The sequence below is a fragment of the Candidatus Venteria ishoeyi genome (assembly GCF_030378065.1).
GTDB classification, from domain to species: Bacteria; Pseudomonadota; Gammaproteobacteria; order Beggiatoales; family Beggiatoaceae; genus Venteria; species Venteria ishoeyi.
This window is the reverse complement of record NZ_JAUCGJ010000055.1, coordinates 13445-31844: the sequence shown is the minus strand read 5'-3', so window position 1 is coordinate 31844 and position 18400 is coordinate 13445. Positions and strand designations below refer to the sequence as shown.

Sequence of the window (18400 nt, the reverse complement as noted above, 5' to 3'; positions counted from 1 at the left end):
GGCATGAAGATGCCTGAATATCATCGTATGACGGAATTGGAGGTAAGGCTTTTGGCATAATTCTATCTTTTATGGTGTCTATTTTTCCTATATTTTAACTCATTTTATGCTGACCGGGAATTGCTGCTTAATGAGCAAATTGCTCAATTAGACACAGAGCTTGCCGAGGCTCATGCAAAAAATGAAAGGGCGAAGTCTATGGCGCAACAGACAAAGCTTGGTCATGTGTACATCATATCAAATATTGGTTCATTTGGAGATAATGTTTATAAAATCGGCATGACAAGAAGGCTTGAACCGCTTGACAGGGTAAAGGAGTTGGGTGATGCCAGTGTTCCGTTTATCTTTGATGTTCACGCGATGATACACACTGAAAATGCTCCCGCCTTGGAAAAGGAGCTGCATAAAGCTTTTGATAGTAAGCGTCTTAATCTGGTTAATAACCGAAAAGAGTTTTTTAATGTGTCGCTGAGTGAAATAGAAACTGTAGCTAAAAAAATATCTGTGGATGCCGAGTTTATAGAAATGGCTGAGGCGCGACAGTATAGGGAGTCACAAGCGATTCGCGAACAAATGCAGCAGCAGAATATTAAGAAAAAGAGTTTTAAGGAGTTGCCTGATGAAATATAACAATTAACCCTGCGGGTCTGGGCTTTTGTAGCAAGTAGGACGGATAAGTGTAGCGCCATCCGTCATTTTGGTTTTTCATGCGGTGTATGGCGCTACGCTTATACACCCTACCGCGCTAACATTGATATTCTAAATTGGAAATTGGTGGCTTCGGTATTTAATATTTTTCCTGTGGAAGTATTTTCTTCAGAAGAAACTAGTATTTCTTTTTTAATTAGAGGCTTATCAGTAACAATAGTACTGGAATATTTTGAATCAAAGTGATTACTATCTTTATCTTCCAAACTGATTATAGATAATAAGTTTTCGTATTCATCAGAGGTTAAACCTCATCCACTTTGAAATCGACAAAAATATTCTATCCCACTGTTTTGTGCCGGGTAATACGTATCAAAAAGCGCAGTGCTTCATTGACGGCCTCAGAACTAGGAAACATTTCTGCTACGTCTGGATCTAGGTGGACATCCACGCCCTGAAAAGCCTTCCTGCCAGAACCAGTTTTTCTGAGCCGCAATTGGCTCAAATCGTACTCTTCTCGCAAATCATCATCCATTTCAGTATTAGCCGTGTTCATAAGCAGCCTGTTCCTTTCGTGTAGTTTCTCTTGCACTGATTAGACGGCATATTTCTTCGCGTTCTGTATAAGCAACAATTAGTAATCTATGCCTATTGGATCGTCCAATAATCAGGTAACGATGTTCATCTTCTGAATGATCAGGATCATAAAAATCTAAATACAGCAGGTCATCAAATACCGTTTGTGCCTCTTCAAAGGATACACCATGTTTTTTCAGGTTGCTTTGTGCTTTTTGTGGATTCCATGCAAATGCCATGAATTCTCCTGGCATTCACACCATTATTTCTCTGCATTCATGCCATTATTTCTCTCACAAAGCAACTGCGTTGCTTTGCAGGATTTCTCTCGTTACCAAGCTCTGAGCCTGTAAAAGAACTTCAATTTTAGTATTTTGTGAAATGTAAAATCAATAACTTACGATTCAAAAATAGCCTGCTTTCAGGGTTCTTTTATAGCCTCTCTGCTTGGTAACGCCTACCTTACAAGCTCCAGCTTGCGTGGCCTGCGTTCCCAATCTGGAGATTGGGAACGAGGTAAACGGCAACCATCAATGCCCGCCATGTGAATGCTTTGTTGCCAGAATCTGTGCCTTGGCTTTGCTAAAATCAATTGCGCCTTCCACAGCTTTAGCGATTGCGCCCAAGTCATAATCCATCGGCGTGGTCAGGCCGCCCACATAGAAAGCTTTATACGCATCCAGCCATTCGCCAGTTTGATAATCCGTCACCCAGATTTCAGTTTTTTTATCTTCAGCCCAGGACTGTTTTTTCAGCCAGTGCAGGGCGCAGCCTAAATCGTCAAATTTAAAGATTTTATGATCCGGGCCGCCGCGTAGTTGGGCAGTGAAATTCCGATCACTGACCACCATGCGACAACGTTCGCAGGCATCTCTATCCCAGTGAATTTTTTCCGGGCCGGTTTGTGCCCTGTCACTACAGCCGGTGACAAATAGCACTAAGAACAAGCAGCTTGTCAATAATAAATGAACTGATTTCATTGGTTTATTTCCTCCATGTTGATAGCCGCCAGCAATCCTGCATAGCGTGATAACATACCCAGAAATCTCAGACGATCAGCACCGGATACTTGTCCTGTCCATTGCAGAGAATCGTCGTCGTGGGTAAAGCCCCAAGTTTCCAAGGTGGCAAAAAAAGCAGTTTCATGTCGCGTCAGCCTGATGCTGCAAGCCAGACGACTGTTCAGTGCGACACTGTCAGCAACGCGGTCATCTAAAACGACTTTGCCCTGATCCATTTCCACCACCCGGTTAACCAAAGCGGCGACTTCATCCAGACGATGGCTGGAAATGAGCATCACTGTATCTTCAGGATATTCGCTGAGCAGCTCAAAGAATAACTGCCGCGCTGCGGGATCAAGATTGGCGGCAGGTTCATCCAGAATCAGAATACGGCTGTCTCGCCCCAAGGCAATGGCAATTAATAATTTTTGTTTTTGACCGCCTGATAATTTAATAAAAGGGCGTTTCCAGAGTTGCCCTAAATCCAGCCCCAGGCGCTCTGCTACGTCTTTCATGCGCTGCGGATCGCTGTGACAAAGTTCGGCGGCAAAATGAATCAGTTGTCCCACCGGCATTTTTAAGGGCGGGGGGAGTTGCGGTACGAAGCCAATTTCACTGAGTATCTGTTGGCGTTGTTTGCGGGTGGGGATATTTTTAACTTTAATACTGCCCTGATGATTATATTCCCCCAGCAGACAACGAATCAGCGTGGTTTTACCCGCACCATTAGAGCCAATCAGGGCAATTTTTTCGCCCTGCTCTATATGCAGGTTAATATCATCCAACACCTGGATGCGATTGAATTTTTTAATGACATTTTCAAATAGTATCATAATAATTTATTCAATCCTTTCACATCAAAACGCAGGGATCCTGTCGGGCAGGTATCAATACACATACCACAACGGGTGCAATCAGCGCCCAGGCCAACTTCAACGCCCTGAGCGCGGCCTTTTTTAATACATTCCAGCACATGGGGTACCAAACACACTTTAATACACTCACCTTCATGCTGACAGTCTTTGACATTATAAGTGACTTGCAGCGGTGAAAAAGCACCGACAATGCCATAGGTCATACCCACCGGACAGGCATAACGACACCAGGCGCGGCGTGAATAAAAAATTTCAATCACCAGCAAAAACGCCACCCACAACAAGGCCAGACTGCCGCCGTAAATCAGGGCGCGGCTGAGTATGCCGACAGGGTTAATGGTTTCAAATACGGTATAGCCTGTCACTACAGCCAGCAGGGCAAAAATCAAATATAAAACAGTGCGGGTACCACGATGAAAGGCATGGTCTTTCACCAGTTTTTTTGCAGCGAGCTTTAGGTGAATTTTTTCCGCCCATTCTGATACCAGGTGGTAGGGGCAGACCCAGGAACAAAAAGTTCTGCCACCCAATAACAGCCACATCAGAAACACCGTAACCGTGCCAATCAGCAAATTAATCAGTACCTGTTTAAATGCCAGCATGACCTGCAAGGCTGAGTTCAAATCCGCCATGTGAAAGCCGATAAACCGCGATGCGGTTAATGCACCTTCCAGAATCTGAATATCCAGTTGAAAAGACACGACAAATAATAAATTGACTGCAATCAACGTAAGCCAGCGGCGATTGCGCCAGCGGTGGCGTTTGCCGGATTCCAGATGCGCTTGCTCAACTGTTTCCAGCATTTCTCTAGTTAGTTTTTGACTGCGTTTGTATTGATGAATGACCTTGACTTCAGGTGTTTGTTGTTCAGGCAAATAACGACGGGGTTTTTTGCCAAATAAGACCAGCAGGGATTCAATCAGGTTTTTCATGTCTGCTCCCAGGTTTTACGTTCATCAATGACAATAGATGCGGGTTCAGTGGGGCAAATCATTTCACACACACCGCAGCCGACGCAGGTTTCATGTACCACTGGAATTTGACGTTTATCATTTTCATCTTTAGTCAGTGGTTGCAAGCTGATAGCGCCTTCTATCGGGCATTGCCGCACGCAGAGATCACAGATGGGTAAATCATAAGGGTGTTCGCTGACTGCAATGGGGTTCCAGCGGTCAATTTCTTCATAACGCAAGTGCCCGTCATAATCCTGACCCCGTGCCAGCCCTTTAAAGCCTTTGCCTTGCACTGCCAGACAGTCTTTGGGTCTGTCCAGACGCGCAATACCCATGCGCACTTGTTCTTTTTTATCAATATCATGGGACAAGGAACCGGTGGGGCAGGCTAATACGCATTGCACGGCGTCACAGGAAAAATCACAGGCCTGGGCGCGGGCATCAATATACGGTACACCGATACCAAAGCCATCATTGATATCTGCCAGTTTGATGGCGTATACCGGGCAAACCTGCACACATTGTCCACATTTGATACAAGATGCCAGAAAGTCTTTTTCTGCCAAGGCTCCCGGTGGGCGTAAACGTGGGTTGGCCTGTGCCTGATAAACTGGAATCAAACCCAGCATGGAGACACCAATAGTACCGCCACCCAGCGCCAGCGAGCGTAAAAAACGTCTGCGGCTTTGCTTTTTCCGGGTAGGATTTTTTTTCTTGGGACGTTGCGGCTTGTCCATCACTGACCCTCTATGCCTTTGGCAGTAAGCTTGGCTTTGTTATCCACGTCATCATCCTTAATTGTGTTCAGTTGCATAACGGGTTTGCTATCCCGCAAGACCAGCGCAGGTTCAGTAAAAGGTGCCAGACGTTCCAGAAAATCCAACACTTCCAATACCGGTGAACCTTTAAAAAACTGGGCGTGAGGCTTATCCATCCAGATTCTGTCAGCATAGGCATAAAGTTCATAAGGCGTATCGCCAATGCCATCCTGATCACGATCAAATCCCTGGTAATCATCCCAGTAATTACCTTGCCAGACATTACGTTTAGCGGTAAATGCGCCGTGAACGGAAACCTGTAACAAGTTACCCTGAAAAACATTTTTCTTTAAAACATTACCTGTCCAGTCATTATGGAACTGGATGGCAATGCCATTGTAAGCAATTTTATTATGATGAATCTGGTTGATGGTATCGGGTTGGTAAGGTGAAACATCCAGATAAATACCCACCGCGTTATACAGTAATTTGTTATGCGCAACGGTGACATTGCTGCTTTCCTTGAAACCAATGCCCATGCCGGTTACGCCAGCAGCATGGCTGATGCTGTTATGCCGCACCACCACATCATCGCTATACATCAAAAATATACCCACGGCATTATTGTAGTAGTTATTATGCTCCACCAGATTGTAACGGGAATACATAAAATGCAGTGAATAGCGTCCGCGGGTGGCGCTATTGTGGGTAATTTGGTTGCCTTCTGAATACCAGACTACGGTATCACGGGAATCAGTGATCTCATTATGAGTGATTTTGTTATTTTTGCTGTACCAAAGCCGTACAGCATCACCGCGCAAACCTAGTTCAACATCAAGGGAACTGATTTTGTTACGTCTGACGATATTGGAATTAGATTGCTGTAAGTCCACGCCAAACAGGCAGTTATCCAGAATATTATCTTTAATAATATTAAAATTTCCGCGCACCTGAACGCAGGAGTCCAGATCGTTATGAGAGTCACCGGAGTTGGTTAGGTGTAGATTGCGCACTTGCGCGCCATCAGTATCGATATAAATCACCGATTCTTCACCACCACCATCAATGATAACCTGGTTTTGTCCGTCCAGGGTGATAGGGAAGTCCAACATCACCGGGCCAGCATAGGTACCGGGCGGAATTAACAGCGTACTGTTAGGCTCGGCTTTTTCTATCAGGGGCTGTAATGACGGATAAGCGGCGTTTGCGGCTGTCGTCAGTAAACATAGACCCCATAAAATAAAGATGCGTTGCATTTATTCATCATCCACAATGGAAAGATAAGCAAAAATATCCTGTAACTCACTGTCAGTGAAATCTTTTAACAATTCCTCATCGGGTTCATCTTTATCATGAATCCGCAGGCCCTTGCGATACTTGGCAACCTGACGCCATAAGTAATTAGTATATTGGCCTGCCAGCATGGGAACAGTCTCTTTTCCCCAGCCTTTATTACCATGACAGGAACGACACTCCTGGTTATAGCGTTTTTCACCCGCTTTAGCATCACCCTCTGCTCTGGCGATATTTAATATCTTTTTAGCGGCCATCAGCCGCTGAAAGGCATCAATTTTTTTAGTTTCATCCAGGAGGGGCAGCTTGGTTTCCAGCTTAATTTCTGTGATATAAGCAGAAATATCCAGAATATCTTCCTCAGGCAGTTCCCGCTCCTCGGTGTGCGGCAACATCGGCATATTTTGCCGCACCCGGCCTTGGAATAAACGTAATTGCTCAGCAATAAATTCTGCCGAAAGTCCTGCCAGACGAGGATATTCACCCTGTTTCCCGCCCTGGGAAAACTCCCCGTGACAGGAGGCACAGACTTCGTGAATTTCTTCGGCATTGTCTAAATCAAAGGCCATGGCTGGGAAAGCCTGTGTAATCAGCAGGCTTAAGACCATTGTTTTTACATATTTCAGCACTTAACTGGCTTCCTCACGCAATTGTTTTCGTCTCAATAAAGCCGCCAATCCTAAGCTGAAAGATGAGGCTAACATCAAAGCAAACCCATAATGTGGATAAGAGTGGGTGCTGAACTGTGCGACCTTGCCATCACCAAATACGGTTGGCATAAACGGTTTAATACTGAAAGCTGCCATATCATTGAGTGTATGACCGTACCACCACAGCCAAGCTGCATAATCGAGTATAAAAAATACCGGCAGTAAAATAGGAATGATAATCAGCAACCAATAAAAAAAGTTACGCATTTTCCAAAGCCCGATAATTAATACCAGCATGGCAACAATCAACGCAGCGGCAATCACATAAGCCGCCTGGGAAAGCATCGCCACTCTGGGTTCAATTTCAACCGGATTACGGAAATAAGCCCCCAAACTGTCCCGATAGCCCTCCAGCATGGCAAAATGCAGACTCCAGCCTTTGATCTCATCAGCATCCAGATCCATTGATGTCATCAATGCCTGACGATAGCCATCGGAAGTAAACATGATGCCGCCTTCGGTAAATAAGGCGACCAACAACCAAGTACTAATCGTGGCTGCACCTATACCTAAAATTATAAACTGAGATTTTTTTCCCGGCATCATAAACACCAGCAGCATCAATATCAGCAGGCTGACCAGCATGGGGGAGAAAGCCCGCTCAACCGGCGCGGCTGAGGCGATAGGGTACATGCCTACATAATGATTAATGGTATTCATTTCATGTACGCAATCTAAAGCTTCATCAATATGAAGTTCTTCAGATTGGCGCAGAGGGCAGCCATTAAAGACACCATTCATGTGGAAATGAATGCGTACACCTTCGGGAAAGGATTCCGGTGGATAATTCGGTGCTTTCAGGGAGACCCACCAAGTCGGCGCAAAAAATACGGCGATTAAAAAAGCAACCGCAGTGACAGTCAGAATACGGGATAGCAGTAATTTATTCATAAAATAAGACTCAGAGTCAGAAGTAGTTAATTGCTTATAGCACGGATCTAGAATTTCATTTTAAAAAGATTTTAAAGGGACTTCTTCTATAATTTATATTGATTCTTACCGAATAAATCGGCTTTATTGAATGTACTCGCTTAAGTTGTAAGCTCGGATGATAATAATTCCCCTTAAATTGAGAATGAGGGGACATTGGTTACTATGCGGGCCTGGGTTTGCAACCCAGATTCAAACATTTCAGTAATTCTAAACAAGCTAGAAACGTTCGGGTACAGGTTACAAACCAGCACCCGAACATAAACATTAGCCTGAGACGGAGGCGGTTTTCAGCACCATAAGCACTGAAAGAAGCCTGCGTCAAACTCAAGTTAATTAATCGTAATCAGGATTCTGCCAATCAGGAGACTCAGCCACCATTTCCTTAGGTGGTTTTACCCGGGATACGTAATCAATCACAGCGGCCATATCGGCATCACTGAAACCTTTAATTTGTTTGACCATATCTGGGTTGGCATTACGGCGTTTACCATCACGAATCCATTCAAACTGGCGCAGCATGTATTTGTAATGCTGACCATGAATACGGGGATAATATTTATCCGCCATGCCTTCACCATTTTCACCGTGGCATTTCACACAATTATCTTTATACAGTTTTTCACCATGTGCAAGATTATCACCCGCACCCACGCCATTGTTAGGATTCATGGGTAATTTGGCAATATATTCCGTGACATCAGCCATTTCCTGAACACCACCAATGGATTCTTTTTTGGCAAAAGGATACATGGTTGGGTTATCACGGTTTAAGGCACGAATATCTGCTAATTGTTTTACCAGTACGCTACGATGTTGTCCGGCAAGTTGTGGGAAAGTACCATCGGTCATGCCCCAGCCTTCGGTCAAATGACAGGCAGAACACACTTCATAGACTTCAATACCATTTTCTCTGCTGGTTGGTAAATTCATCGCCTGATATTGTTCACTTTCCTCATCACTCAGGTTCTGATTCCAGCCCGCAGGTGCCTTGCCATCAGCAGGCTTGGCTGGTGCTGCGCCGTGCCCTGCTGCGTGCACTGAACCTACTGCAAATAGTGCAGCGGTGAAGAGACCGATATTAAATAAATGCTTCATAAATACGTTTCCTTGTTATGACTGTATTTTGAAATTCAACATAAAATATTTTACGTTAAAATATCGAATTCAGTTTACTTTAAGCCAGCTAACCAATCAGCGATTGCTTTCATTTCTTCATCATTGACCAAATGCATCACGCCTTTCATTCCCGCTGTTTGCCCATTATTGCGTACGCCCGACTTGATGTCTTTCATTTGTGCCAGGGCATAGTCTGCATTTTGTCCGGCTAATCTGGGGTAATTAGGCAGCAGGGGTGTATTTGCATCTTTACCATGACAGGAAAAACAGGTTTTTTTCTTAAACAATGTTGCACCATCTTCGGCAATCACCGGATGCGCGCTGACCATGCCAATCAAGCCTAATGATAAGACTATGTATTTAAAATTCATCTTGATCTCCGTTTTATATTGCCTCGGTAAATGCTAAAGCCGGATGACATCCCGGCAGCAATTAACTTAGAGCATTTAAATAACCACTGCCATACCCACAAAAGTGGGTATGGCAGTTCTTAACATGGCAGATAGAGTCAGAACGCTGTCTTTATCTTCTGCCGTTTAGCGATTACTTAACTTTTACAGCATCATGCTGTTCCAGATAAGTTTTAGCGCGCAAGCCAATATCAGCGGCTTTCACCTGATATTGCCACCATTGGTTTGCCCACAATGCGCCATTTTGCCAGTCTTTTTTCGCTGCGGCTGCTTCAGATTTCTCTTTAGCTTCCTTGGCAAAACCCAACTGGTCAGTAGCATCTTCAACCAAAGCTACAACCGGTGGGAAGTCCTGATAATTGTGACTGGTGATAAAGCCAACCACAGAATCAATCACTGCCTGGGTTTCAATATTGGTTTTAACCTGCTTATTATAGTCTGCTTCGGTATAAGTTGCACCTTCTTGGGCTTTAACTTCTGTGGCTTGATAACCTTTAGGTTTAACCAGCAGATAACCTTCCATTTCCAGATGCAGCGCAGAGCAGAACTCAGTGCAATAATAAGGATATACCCCGGCTTTATCCGCAACAAATTTCGCAGTTACTGTTTTACCCGGTTCAATCGACAGGTTCACGTTTTGTCCGTACATGGCGAAACCGTGGGTTTCATCCTGTGCACGTTCCAAGTTGGTTAAGTGAATCGTGACTTCATCACCTTCGGTAACTTCGATAATTTCTGGCGTAATGTGCGAGCGAATCGTGGTACCAAAAACTTCAACCTTACCCGGTGTGACCACGGTTTTTTCACGACCAGCGCGGGTCTTAAAGGGTGAACGTTTATCTTCACGACTGTTCCAACCAGATTTATAACGAATGACTGGTTTTAACTTATCCGCTTTAATCGCAACCACGTAATGGGGTTCGCCCAATGGCACAGGCATATCATAAAGCAATTCCATCTTGTCGCCTTTGATATCGATCAATTGGTGATTTTGTGGATGCAATGGGCCAACAGGATTAAATCGGTCGATAGCCAATTTATTCAGAGATATCAGGTACTTGCCGTCAGGAGAAACGGAGTCACCTTCCATGGAAACTAAGTGACCCACATTATAGTGAATGGAAACTTTATCCAGTACCTTACCTTCACAATAGTCCCACTTGGCAATCATGGAATCAACATACAGAGAAGTGAAAGCGATACAAGGTTTAGCATCCATTTGGGTATGCAGTGGCCCTAAGCCTAGTTGAACCTGGGTGTGCAGGGTATCTTTCATGTTCAGAATCGGAATCCCGTAAGGATCTTTTTCTTTAAAGTTACCTGCCTTAATGGCTGCCATTAACTTATCGAAACTATAAACCCAGGTATGGGAATCCAGTTTACCGGAGATAATGATTTTTTTACCATCTGGCGTGACATCTACACCATGTGGGCTTTTTGGCTCAGGAATCAGGTATAACATGTTTTCAGCAACCGCAGTTTCCATGCTGATTACATTCATACCATTGATTTTTTTCGCTTTACCGGCTTTAACAACTTCTTCGCCTTTTTGCCAGTTAATCATGTGCAAAAAGTCGGTGTCCTTAGCGGAACAACCTGCTTCAAAAGGTGGACGGCCTCTTTCAATCCCGCCTACATAACGCTCGGAACAGAATGAGTTAGTAAATGACCAGCCATGACTTGGACCTTTACCCGCGTCTGACAAATCCTGACTATAAGGAGGCAGTTCTACCGTAAAGGAGTTTTCCTGATCAATACGACCTTTTTTATTGTCAAACTTCCAATAAGTTACCCCACCACGGTATTTATCATTAAATTCTTCCAGTGGCACAAATTCATTTTCAAAAGGTGTGGGATACTGTGCTGCTTCAATGACATACTCACTGTTTTCCGTGACAAATGCACCACCGTGAGCAGATTTATACAGTGGATTGGCTACGATTTGTTTGGTTTCAAAATCGTGCAGATCAATCACTGCAACACGCGGATTGGCTTTATCATTAATAAACAGATAACGCCCGTCATATTCACCTTTGGTTTCAGTGAAAGCCGGGTGATGGGTATCACCATAAGTAATGGATTTACCCTGAATATTACCCTGTGCCAGAACCGCTTTGGATTCTTCATCAAAGCCATAACCCTGCCAAGGCTCAGGTGTGAAAACCCCGATATATTTCAGAATACGCATTGAAGGAACGCCGTAAACGATTACCTGACCACTTTGCCCGCCAGAGCTGAAAGCCAGATATTCATCACGTTTCCCGGTTGGTACGTAGGTTTTTGCCGCAGCTAACACATCTTTGTGTGTCAAACCACGCGCTTTCATCACATCATCCAAACTAGCCGCAGATGTGAACTGACTACCCAGAGCCAGAGTCACGCCGCCAACCAGCGCCAATTGCCTTATTTTCATTGTTCATCCCCCTTCTTGAAGAAAAAGTGTCCACGGTAAAAATAACTAAAATCGCAGTGTATCAGTATACACAAGTGTGTCATTTGACTCACATCAATAATGACTATAACTTGGATATAATGCAAACTTATTTCACTACCAAAAGCACCAAAACCGAGTTTTATACCATGCTAAGCTTTTAATAAAAAACATAAAATTAAAATTTTTTGATTAAAATCAGGCTTATATAAGAAAGCTCAAGACTCCATACTCTGTTATCCACTAGAATTCATCATTTTGCAGCTTGCCTGACGCATTTCCGATTTCGCAACAGCGTATATTTAAGTTTCTTTGTGATTGAAATCAGGGAACTTAATGCATGTCTGCCGCGATTACCACTGTGTCCCCGCTTAGTTTAACGGATACGCCAACTGCAACGGATTCACTTCATTTGAATAAAACAAAATCAACCCACAGTGGTGTCAGCTTGTTTTATTCTTACTCTCATGAAGATGAAGCTTATCGACAATACCTGGAAAAACATCTCAAGTTGTTGCAGCGTATGGGTATCATTCGTGTCTGGCATGATCGAATGATTGAGGCGGGGATGTTGTGGGAGACCGATATCAAACAACAACTGGAATCTGCTCAAATCATTTTATTATTAATCAGCCCGGATTTTTTGTTTTCTGATTATTGTTATGACATTGAGATGAAACGGGCATTGCAACGCCACCACGCAGGCACGGCGCGGGTGGTGCCAATTGCACTGCGTCCGGTGGACAGTACCGATGCACCGTTTATGGTTTTACAGGGTTTGCCCACCGGATTTAAGCCGGTGACGGAATGGGCTAATCAGGATCGGGCATTTGTCAATATTGCACAGGGTATACGCCAGCTTGCGCGGCAAATTCAGCAACCCAATCACAACCGCCCCCGCTAGCCCCCCCGGAATTATCAGTGCCTTTGCCGGTGGGGGCAAAAGCAGAGGCTATCGTATTGCCCGGTAATCCTTATGATTATTGGAACCCGGTTACAGCCACACATTTTATCGGGCGGGAACAGGAATTGATGCGAGCATATCAAGCCATTGAAGAGCAGCACAGTATTTCTCTGGTTGGTGATCACTTGATTGGTAAAAGCTCATTTTTAAATGCGCTGGAAAACCTCTACAGTGGACAGGGTCGCAAGGTGGTAAAACTCAGTGGTCTGGGGCATGAGAGTCGTTCGGTACAACATTTTGTGGAAGCCATCACCGGCATCAGTAGTGAAAATGAAGCTGATCGAGCCGCAAATGTGCTGGCACATTGGGCTGCACAGAATACGCAGGGGCAGCAAGCACCTTTGTTATTAATTGATGATGCAGAAGGCTGTTTTCAGCGTTTCCCGCTGCGCTTTTTTGAACGCTTGCGGGGTATGTTGTACAAGCTGGTATTGGTATTTGCTTCCAGTCAGGATTTGGATTTGATCAAAGCAGATAACCACCCGGTAGAAACCGTCTCGCCCCTGGAAGCACGCCTGGAGATTATTCGTTTAGGGCTACTGGATGAAAATGCAGCAGCCATAATTTGGCAACTTGGAGTGGGAGTGATGGAGAGGCAGGATGAAGAAATTTTATCCTTATGGGCTGGACGCCATCCTTATTATCTCAAGTTGTTTGGTGCGAATTTGTGGCAGGCGCGCAAAAAACAAATTGCCATTGAAACGGTGCTGGATCAGGTTTATGACGATACCCGCCGCCATTTACGCCAAATCTGGAATAGCTTGACTACGACTGAGCAGCAAATATTAAAAAATAGTTTGGATGGGCGGGCGGTAAAACGGCGCAGCTTACGTCTGCGCGGTTTAGTCACTGATAGCGGACAATTATTCGGACAGGTTTTAAGAGAATGGTTAGAGCAGGAACTTTAAACAAATATTTGCCTCAAATAATGAAAAAATCTACCTCAAGCCAGCTTCCCCTCGCTACGGCCTCTGTTCTCGGACAAGCTCCTGGCAAGGCGACTAAAGCTCAAAAACAGGTTAAAAAACCAAAGCAGCAGCGAGACAAAATGTCATTACAGGCCTGGCCCAGTTTAGCGTTATTTATCTGGCAATTATGGATGCAGCCGATGCTATTGAGCCGACATTTACAAGTGCTGGGGGTGGAAAACCCTGATATTTCGCTGTTAAAAATCTACTCACTGCCGGTTCAGGCTCAGCTACCATATCGCCGTTACCTGTTGCTGTTACTTGCTACCTTATTTTGTGTCACGCCACTGTTTGCTGGTATTTGCTGGTGGGTATTGGCTTGGTTCAGCCATGCAATCATTGGCTCAGCATTAAGCGTACATGACTGCTTTTATGGTTTATTGGTGGGGTTTGCACTGACACCACTGGTGATGTTGTTTCATGGCGTACTCACTGCGCTGATGTTAAATATCTTGTTTGTGGTGGTGGGCGGTATTTTTATGAGTATGCTGGAATACCCGGCAAGCTTACTGGACAGACCTACTTTTTATTTGGCTGAAATCTATCTGGCGGGGGGCATTGCTGGCTTGGTATTAGGCTTTATTGATGGCCCGGTGCATGTGTTTAATTATCGGCGTTGCTGTAATTTTACAATCATATTGCTGCGGGGGCTGCTTATTGGCAGTTTATTCGGGCTGGTTTTTGCGTTGGCACATTTTCGTATCCATCACCTTGCCATTGATTTTGAAATCCATAAGAGTTTCAGCCATCCGTTTTTAATTGGCGCGATGATGAGTGGCATCTGTTATATCCTGATGCGCCTGCGTTTTCCCATCTGGCTGCTGGAATACTTGTGGGCCTCTTTAGTCTACGGTCTGCAACGTTGGTTTGGCCTGAGTACATTGCATCTGTCCCCGGTATTATATGACCATCTCAGCTTTTTGCCGTTACCACAAATTGATCGGCATATTCTATTGAATGCCAAGCAACGCCCCATACTGGCAAAACAGGTGATTAAAACTACGCAGTTATCACCAGGGCAATATCAGCATGGCAAACATGCGCTGGCAAAATTACAAGCCCAGGAACTGGATGAATTAATGCAAAATGGTCAGTTTGTAGATTTGGCACAGCTCAATGGTTGTTGGCTGCCCAGATTGGTTGGTGTGCCTGCTAATGCTAACAGCATTTTATTAAGCGTTAGTGAAATCGGGCGTTATTTACAAGCTGCGCATATTGCGCATTATGCCTATCACCGTTTGCAACATCTTGCACAGGCGCAAAATACTGTGAATGCCCTGTGCAATTCTCTGGTCACTGACTCTTCTCCACTGGCTTATGCATTACATATGAAATTGACACTCTGGCATCAAACCATTAAACGTATGCGTCAAAAAAACCAGGCGCAGATTCAACAAGAAATTCCCAACCCTTTCCGCGCAGGCGAACCCTTGACCCCGGAAGAAGGCCATGAAGTCTTTAAAGGCCGCGCCAAGCTGATTATCAAACTGGAAAAATTATTATCTGATAAGCGTCAAAGTCGCTCTATTGCCTTATTAGGCCCCAGGCGTTGTGGCAAAACCTCATTGCTGAAAATGCTCCCTGCCTTGTTGCCGGATACCTTATGTGTATTTTTTGATTTACAGGATAATCCGATTGATTCACCCAGTGCTTTTTTTCAGGCCTTAGCGCACCGGGTCTGCCAACAAGCCGAAAAAGAACGGCGTATGCAACTGCCGCCGTTACCCCCCTTGCCGGTAAGTTCGCCGTTACAGCTTGTTGCCCAGTGGCTGGATCAGATTAACCAGTTAGCGGGAACTCAGCAAATTTTATTATGTTTTGATGAATTTGAACGACTGGAAACGCTGTTTTCCGGGAATCGCCGTCAGTTACTGCAACTGATGGGCTTATTTCGCGCCACTATTCAACATCGGCGCAATTTACGTATCCTGATTTCCGGCGTGGCATCTTTTGAAACGCTGGACAACATCTGGAATGATCATTTTATTAATGTTCAGGAGATCCGTATCGGTTATCTTGAAGCACGCACCGCCCTGGAATTATTAATGCGTCCGGTGGTGGGCTTTCCACCCCACACCATTCCCAAAGCTGTCGCAGTTGCAGTGATTAAGCGCACAGGAGGGCAACCTTATTTATTACAACTTTATGCCTCTTATCTGGTGCAGAACCTTAATGAGCAATCGCGCAAACAGGCAACGCTGGATGATGTGCTGCAAGTAGAAGAACGGGTGCTGGATGAAGCCACGTATTATTTCCGTAACACCATGCAAAACCTGAATCCTGCGGGGAAAACCATCCTTGAACAACTGGCACATGGCGAAAAAATAAAACTGGATAAAACCAGCAAACGTTGTTTGCATCGCCATCTACTCATCACCGAGTGTGGGCAATTGAGCATTCCGGTACTCGGTGAGTGGATACGGGAGTATTGGTAACTGAACTGAATTCGGTGTCAGCTTACCGAAATAAACATTTATCGTAACATCATTTATTTCCTTTGGCTTTTTATTAAAAAATAACATATAACTGAACTTATGCAAAAGCTTCACAATGACTTTAAGGCGCATAAAAGAGAAGATATATGAATAATGATTATGAATTGGAAACCCATGCCGTGCGCACGGGACAGAACAGAACTTTGGAAAATGAACACAGCGAAGCCATGTTCCTGACTTCCAGTTATGTTTTTAACAGCGCAGCACAAGCGGCGGCACGCTTTTCCGGTGATGAGCCAGGTAATATTTATTCACGTTTTAGCAACCCCACCGTTGCCAATTTTGAGCAACGACTGGCAGCAATGGAAGGTGGACAACGCTGTATTGCAACAGCTTCCGGCATGGCGGCAATTTTCAGTATGGTCATTGGCCTGCTGAAAACGGGTGAGCATGTGGTGGCTTCACAAAGTATTTTTGGCACCACCGTGGTGATGTTTGATCAAATACTGCGCAAACTGGGGATTGAAACCACCTTTGTGCCACTGACCGATCACGCTGCCTGGCAGGATGCTATTCAAGACAATACCCGTTTATTATTTCTGGAAACACCATCTAATCCTGTAACGGAACTGGTGGATATTCGTGCTTTAGCAACTTTGGCGCATGATCATCAGTGTCTGCTGGCAGTGGATAATTGTCTGGCAACGCCAGTATTACAGCGACCTTTTGAGTTAGGTGCAGATTTGGTGATCCATTCTGCAACTAAATATCTTGATGGTCAGGGGCGTTGTATTGGCGGCGCGGTGATTGGTGATGAAACCTTGCTCAATGATATTTTTGCTATTTTACGCAGCTCAGGCCCCAGCATGAGTCCCTTTAATGCCTGGGTTTTTCTCAAAGGTCTGGAGACTTTAAGCATACGGATGAAAGCCCATTGTGAAAATGCTTTGGCGCTGGCAAGCTGGCTGGAACAACAACCCCAGGTTGAACGGGTGTATTACCCCGGCTTGCCATCGCATCCACAGTACGAACTAGCGCAACAACAACAACTGGGCAGTGGCGGTATGCTGGCTTTTGATGTTAAAGGCGGTAAAGATAATGCATGGCAAGTGATAGATCATTGCCACATTTTTTCGATCACGGCGAACCTGGGAGATACCAAAAGCACTATTACCCACCCGGCAACAACAACCCATGGACGGGTACCGCTGGAACAGCGTTTACAAGCGGGTATCGGTGATGGCTTGGTGCGAATTTCTGTGGGACTGGAAGCGATTAATGATCTGAAAGCAGATTTGCAGCGTGGCTTTGAGAGTCTTTAAATTAACTGAGGTTATGCTGTTTGATCTTGGGAGAGCAAAAAAGTAAATGGAGTCCCAGCCCGAAATAGCCTGTCAGCACTAATGTGACACAGTAAAATTACACTGAATTCAGGTAAAGCATTGTGATTAAACAACCTTCCTCAACGCGAATACTCTGGGCAGTGCTACCTGCAATGCTGTTGCCTCTGGTTGGTGCCTTATTTTATTTTGTCTGGTTTAATGCCGGACAAGAAATGCGCCTGCTGTATGGCGTGACTAAAGTTTTGATTTTGCTCTATCCCCTGTTGGCTTTTTATTGGATTTTACAGCAGGATTTGCCCCGTCTTTCCTGGTTTGATAAACCCTATCGCTTAGCCCTATTGAGCGGTTTATTCTCCGGCCTGTTAATTTCACTGCTGATTATTGCTTTGATGCAAACGCCCTTAGGCGAGATGGTGCGCGGTCAATCTGCTGTTATCCGTGAAAAAGTCATACAAATGGGTGTTATGGAGCACTATATTTTATTTGCCGTAGCTTTTTCTTTGCTGCATTCGCTGCTGGAAGAATATTACTGGCGCTGGTTTGTCTTTGGACGTTTAAGCTTGTTATTGCCATCGGTGTGGGCGCATGTATTGGCAGGCATCAGTTTTGCGGCGCACCATATCGTCATCGCCACGCAGTTTTTCCCCTGGTTCTGGGGCTGGTTGCTTGGAGTCACTGTGGCGCTTGGCGGCATTATCTGGAGTTTGCTGTATCAGCGTTATGCTAATCTGCTGGCGAGTTGGGTTTCTCATATCCTGGTGGACTTGACATTATTTTGGGTGGGTTACAGCTTGTTGTTTAATTAGGAGTGAGGATGAAATAAATACAGAAACTGGGCGCAGGATTTTTATTTATTTTCAAGGCGTGAAAACAGGCGCATAGCAAGGCTATGTAACTGTTTTTACAACGTAGAAAATGGAGAAAAAGACCAGCCAGGTTGCTGAAGTTATAAAATTCTCACTCCTTAATGCAGGGCGCAGCCCTGC

Annotated in this window: 18 protein-coding genes; 6 read left to right on the top strand and 12 right to left on the bottom strand. The window is 44.8% G+C overall.

Going from position 1 to position 18400, the window contains the following annotated elements; all coding sequences use genetic code 11:
* Positions 1–120 precede the first annotated feature (120 nt).
* Positions 121–630 carry a GIY-YIG nuclease family protein gene (locus tag QUF61_RS15545; RefSeq protein WP_289682520.1) on the top strand — a complete coding sequence of 170 codons (510 nt, stop codon included), beginning with the start codon at positions 121–123 and terminating at the stop codon, positions 628–630.
* Positions 631–988: 358 nt separating this feature from the next.
* Here the strand turns inward: QUF61_RS15545 and QUF61_RS15540 are convergent, their stop codons facing one another.
* From QUF61_RS15540 to nosZ, 12 genes are all read right to left on the bottom strand, one after another.
* Positions 989–1204, bottom strand: a complete 216-nt coding sequence (locus QUF61_RS15540) for a hypothetical protein (protein ID WP_103922656.1) — start codon at positions 1202–1204, stop codon at positions 989–991.
* The gene (locus QUF61_RS15535; protein WP_103922657.1) at positions 1191–1463 is read right to left on the bottom strand and encodes a BrnT family toxin; all 273 of its coding nucleotides are present in this window, start codon (positions 1461–1463) and stop codon (positions 1191–1193) included. Before QUF61_RS15535 ends, QUF61_RS15540 begins: the two co-directional genes overlap by 14 nt.
* 291 nt (positions 1464–1754) lie before the next feature.
* On the bottom strand, positions 1755–2204 hold the full coding sequence (locus QUF61_RS15530) for a nitrous oxide reductase accessory protein NosL (RefSeq protein WP_289682519.1): 450 nt from the start codon (positions 2202–2204) through the stop codon (positions 1755–1757).
* Positions 2201–3058 carry an ABC transporter ATP-binding protein gene (locus QUF61_RS15525; RefSeq protein ID WP_103922484.1) on the bottom strand — a complete coding sequence of 286 codons (858 nt, stop codon included), beginning with the start codon at positions 3056–3058 and terminating at the stop codon, positions 2201–2203. Before QUF61_RS15525 ends, QUF61_RS15530 begins: the two co-directional genes overlap by 4 nt.
* Positions 3055–4032 (bottom strand): NapH/MauN family ferredoxin-type protein, encoded by a 978-nt coding sequence (locus tag QUF61_RS15520; protein ID WP_103922483.1) that lies wholly within the window; start codon positions 4030–4032, stop codon positions 3055–3057. The genes QUF61_RS15525 and QUF61_RS15520 overlap by 4 nt, the downstream gene beginning before the upstream one ends.
* Positions 4029–4790, bottom strand: a complete 762-nt coding sequence (locus tag QUF61_RS15515) for a 4Fe-4S dicluster domain-containing protein (protein ID WP_103922482.1) — start codon at positions 4788–4790, stop codon at positions 4029–4031. Before QUF61_RS15515 ends, QUF61_RS15520 begins: the two co-directional genes overlap by 4 nt.
* Positions 4790–6067, bottom strand: a complete 1278-nt coding sequence (gene nosD, locus QUF61_RS15510) for a nitrous oxide reductase family maturation protein NosD (RefSeq protein ID WP_103922481.1) — start codon at positions 6065–6067, stop codon at positions 4790–4792. The genes QUF61_RS15515 and nosD overlap by 1 nt, the downstream gene beginning before the upstream one ends.
* Positions 6068–6733 carry a c-type cytochrome gene (locus QUF61_RS15505; protein ID WP_286019601.1) on the bottom strand — a complete coding sequence of 222 codons (666 nt, stop codon included), beginning with the start codon at positions 6731–6733 and terminating at the stop codon, positions 6068–6070.
* Positions 6734–7705, bottom strand: a complete 972-nt coding sequence (locus QUF61_RS15500) for a hypothetical protein (RefSeq protein ID WP_103922480.1) — start codon at positions 7703–7705, stop codon at positions 6734–6736.
* A gap of 375 nt (positions 7706–8080) precedes the next feature.
* The gene (locus tag QUF61_RS15495) at positions 8081–8842 is read right to left on the bottom strand and encodes a c-type cytochrome (protein ID WP_103922479.1); all 762 of its coding nucleotides are present in this window, start codon (positions 8840–8842) and stop codon (positions 8081–8083) included.
* A 74-nt stretch (positions 8843–8916) separates the two neighbouring features.
* Positions 8917–9234 (bottom strand): c-type cytochrome, encoded by a 318-nt coding sequence (locus QUF61_RS15490; protein WP_289682517.1) that lies wholly within the window; start codon positions 9232–9234, stop codon positions 8917–8919.
* Positions 9235–9406: 172 nt separating this feature from the next.
* Complete coding sequence (nosZ, locus tag QUF61_RS15485; protein WP_289682516.1) at positions 9407–11686, bottom strand: Sec-dependent nitrous-oxide reductase; 2280 nt, start codon at positions 11684–11686, stop codon at positions 9407–9409.
* Positions 11687–12044: 358 nt separating this feature from the next.
* On the opposite strand from nosZ, the gene QUF61_RS15480 reads away from it, so the two are divergent.
* The 5 genes from QUF61_RS15480 (at position 12045) to QUF61_RS15460 (ending at position 18220) form a co-directional block, all read left to right on the top strand.
* Positions 12045–12608: a toll/interleukin-1 receptor domain-containing protein gene (locus QUF61_RS15480; RefSeq protein WP_103922477.1), complete on the top strand. Its 564-nt coding sequence runs from the start codon at positions 12045–12047 to the stop codon at positions 12606–12608.
* A 17-nt stretch (positions 12609–12625) separates the two neighbouring features.
* On the top strand, positions 12626–13576 hold the full coding sequence (locus tag QUF61_RS15475; RefSeq protein ID WP_289682515.1) for an nSTAND1 domain-containing NTPase: 951 nt from the start codon (positions 12626–12628) through the stop codon (positions 13574–13576).
* A 140-nt stretch (positions 13577–13716) separates the two neighbouring features.
* Positions 13717–16071, top strand: a complete 2355-nt coding sequence (locus tag QUF61_RS15470) for an AAA family ATPase (protein WP_177428702.1) — start codon at positions 13717–13719, stop codon at positions 16069–16071.
* A gap of 146 nt (positions 16072–16217) precedes the next feature.
* On the top strand, positions 16218–17393 hold the full coding sequence (locus QUF61_RS15465; RefSeq protein ID WP_289682513.1) for an O-succinylhomoserine sulfhydrylase: 1176 nt from the start codon (positions 16218–16220) through the stop codon (positions 17391–17393).
* 122 nt (positions 17394–17515) lie between these two features.
* Complete coding sequence (locus QUF61_RS15460; RefSeq protein WP_289682512.1) at positions 17516–18220, top strand: CPBP family intramembrane glutamic endopeptidase; 705 nt, start codon at positions 17516–17518, stop codon at positions 18218–18220.
* Positions 18221–18400: the final 180 nt, after the last annotated feature.